Annotated in this window: 3 protein-coding genes; all 3 read right to left on the bottom strand. The window is 46.4% G+C overall.

Translation table 11 applies throughout. The annotated features are described in order from the left end of the window. Nucleotides 1–176: 176 nt before the first annotated feature. Nucleotides 177–1088: an alpha/beta fold hydrolase gene (locus tag ACEW8P_RS24070; protein ID WP_373515608.1), complete on the bottom strand. Its 912-nt coding sequence runs from the start codon at nucleotides 1086–1088 to the stop codon at nucleotides 177–179. A 138-nt stretch (nucleotides 1089–1226) separates the two neighbouring features. Then, on the bottom strand, nucleotides 1227–2396 hold the full coding sequence (locus ACEW8P_RS24075; RefSeq protein WP_373515609.1) for an alginate lyase family protein: 1170 nt from the start codon (nucleotides 2394–2396) through the stop codon (nucleotides 1227–1229). Nucleotides 2397–2410: 14 nt separating this feature from the next. Beyond that, nucleotides 2411–2764 (bottom strand): ATP-binding protein (locus ACEW8P_RS24080; protein WP_373515610.1); only part of this gene is annotated, 354 nt, incomplete at its 5' end.

Genomic DNA, 2764 nt, shown 5'->3' on the forward strand with positions numbered 1-2764 from the left:
AAGCGAAATATAAATAAATATCCGATTTTCATCGCCTAAAATATTTTCAAAACCCTTTTTTGAAAAGGATGTAGAAATCAATTAGTTATTCATTATACAAAGGGAATTTGACTCGACTTTTAGGGGTAAAAGTATTGGTAATGAGAAGCGAGAAATACTGTTCACTGAACCGGAATTCAAGCCCCGAGCATCGAAACTATTAGTGATACGCACTTTTCAGGTTCATCCAACCAGGGACTGTGTCCGGAGTTTTCTACCACTTCAAATACCTGGCCAGGGATTGCTAGCGCCTTCTCCCGGCCGGTCTGGGGCTTCTCGAAAGCATCTTTTTCACCCCAAATGAACCGCACGGGTACTTTCAATTCGTGCAGTTGATCGCCGATGTACAAATCCTTGCGCCATCCCTTGAATGTTAGTACATTTTCGAGCATCGTCAGAAAACCCTTTTCGTAGCCCGGCAGTAGTTGGCCGCGATAGCAATGCTCGATGTAGGCATCCGATAGCTTTTTTACGTCGGCCACCAATATATTTTTATGGATATCCACCACATTTTTAAGGCTGGGTTTGGCCACTGTTTTGAATAGAAACCGATTCACACCTTTGGTACTCAACAACCGCAATACGTAGGGAATCCACAAATTCATCCCGGCTGGTGCTCCGATCAGTACTATTTTTTCTACCCTTTCGGGATATTTCAGGGCAAAACAAATACTAAAATATCCACCCATGGATTGCCCTAAGAATAGCGCCTTCTTCAACCCAAGCGCGTCCATGAACGACTGCACAAAATCGACGGCACTCTCCTGGAACGCCACGCCCCGGTAGTCTATGCTACCCGAAAGCCCGCAGCCGGGGCGATCCACCACGTATAGTTTAAAATGCTCCGCCAACGGTTTGAGGATGTTGAGCCACTCGCTAGACTTGCTGCCGCCGCCGTGAATCAGGATTAGGGGCTTTCCCGCTCCTAGTTCCAGATAGTGTACTTTCTTGACTGGGCCGTCCGTGGCAATTTCTTTCGATTGGGGATCGATTCCGAACGTTTTAAACAGCCTGTTGCGGCTTGCTTTGTAATTCTCAACTGTATCCATAACTATCGAAATTTTAAGGTTCGTTAGTAATTTCAGTTGATGAATTTAATGATTGTCATTATAAATAACTAAAAATCAGCACTGTATTGAGTAAGCGGTACTCTTCCCTCACTAAAATTTTATCGGGATATTGATCGCTTAGTTGGTCAGTACTTCGAGAAAGCTACGCTCACCTGCCAGACTACCATAGATAGGATTGTTGTATTCCTTTGACGCCTTTCCAAAAATAGAGTATGTATTATCAAAGGATCTGTCTTTGATTTGATTATAAGTCCAGTCTTTCTCTTTTTTGGCGTAGGGAACCAGCCAATCTACAGCCTTGTGAATGCCCTTCCCGTCGGCCGTTTCGTATTTCCATAAATCAACATCCACGTGCTCCGCCAAGCGCGCCAGAATCATGAAGCCATACAAGTTCATATTTGTGTAATTCCAGGAGAGCGTCCGGGCCAGCTCGTGGGGTTGGCTGCCGTCGGCTTGCAGTTGACTGGCCAGGCGGGCTTTGGTAGTTTCAAGTTGCTTTTTCGCCACCTCATTCCGTCCGCAGAATAGCGCACTAGCCACTACCTGCACGTCGTAGTATGTACCATGATTGTTGTGTTCGTCCGCTTCATCCCGCCCGATCGGGCTTTCGGTCAGCCAGGTCAAGTATTCCGAGAACCAGCTTTTAAGCGCCGCGTGGTCTTTGGCCGACCAGCTTTTTGAATCCTGCAGGAGAATTGCAGCGTCAATGACCATGTACAGTCCCCGGCTGTCGATGATGCCGATGCCGCGCCCCTCAGTGATGCCCGGTATGCCCTGTCCGTAGTTGAGGTGGGGATTCATTTTTGTATCACTGTTCAAAAACCAAGTTTCTAGCAAAAGGGCGGCGTGTTGAGCATATTTTTCCTTTTGGGTAAAGTAGTACGCCAGCGACATCAATTCAGAATCTTCTATCAAATCGTGAAGTTGGTCGTGATCGGTAATACCGTTTATTTCGGGATTTCGCTGCCCGTCCTTCCGGATGTAGGGTTTGCCGTCAGGCTTACTCGGATCTGGCCACCAATAAGGCCCCTGACTCATGTAATCGTGTTTGTCGCCGCTGGGAGGTAGTTGCTTTTTTTGCATGACGGAGTACAGTCGTCCTGCTTTCAGTACATTATCGGCTTTTTGGACTAATTCATTCAGTGCCTTTATTTTGTTTGGGTCGTTTTTCGCGGCGATGGCCCTGGCGTTTTGGGCCAAGATTTTTCCGTCCAGCACCAGCGTTGTCGGAGTAGACGGAGCGGATCTCAACGAAAAAAAAGCTGCCAGTAGCAATGAGAGAATCATAGGTTGTACGTTTTTTAGGCCGGAATATGAATATCGAACCTTACACCCTTACCCAACTCGCTGGTGGCGGTGATGATGCCGTGGTGATTCTCGACAATTTTTTTTACAATAGCAAGCCCGATGCCTGTGCCTGCATACTCTTCTTTGCCATGAAGTCTTTGAAATACTTCAAATATTTTTTCGCTGTATTCTTTTTCAAAGCCGATGCCGTTGTCGGTAACGCTGATGTGGCAGTATGCCGTATTGGGTGGAATGTTTTGTTCGTTTGCTGTACTGTATTTTACATTGCGGCTTTCTATGGTTACGTGCGGCGGTATTTCTGGGTAGGAAAATTTGAGTGCATTACCAATAAGGTTTTGCATAAGCTG

It is taken from the genome of Persicitalea sp. (assembly GCF_041751555.1).
Taxonomy (GTDB): Bacteria; Bacteroidota; Bacteroidia; order Cytophagales; family Spirosomataceae; genus Persicitalea.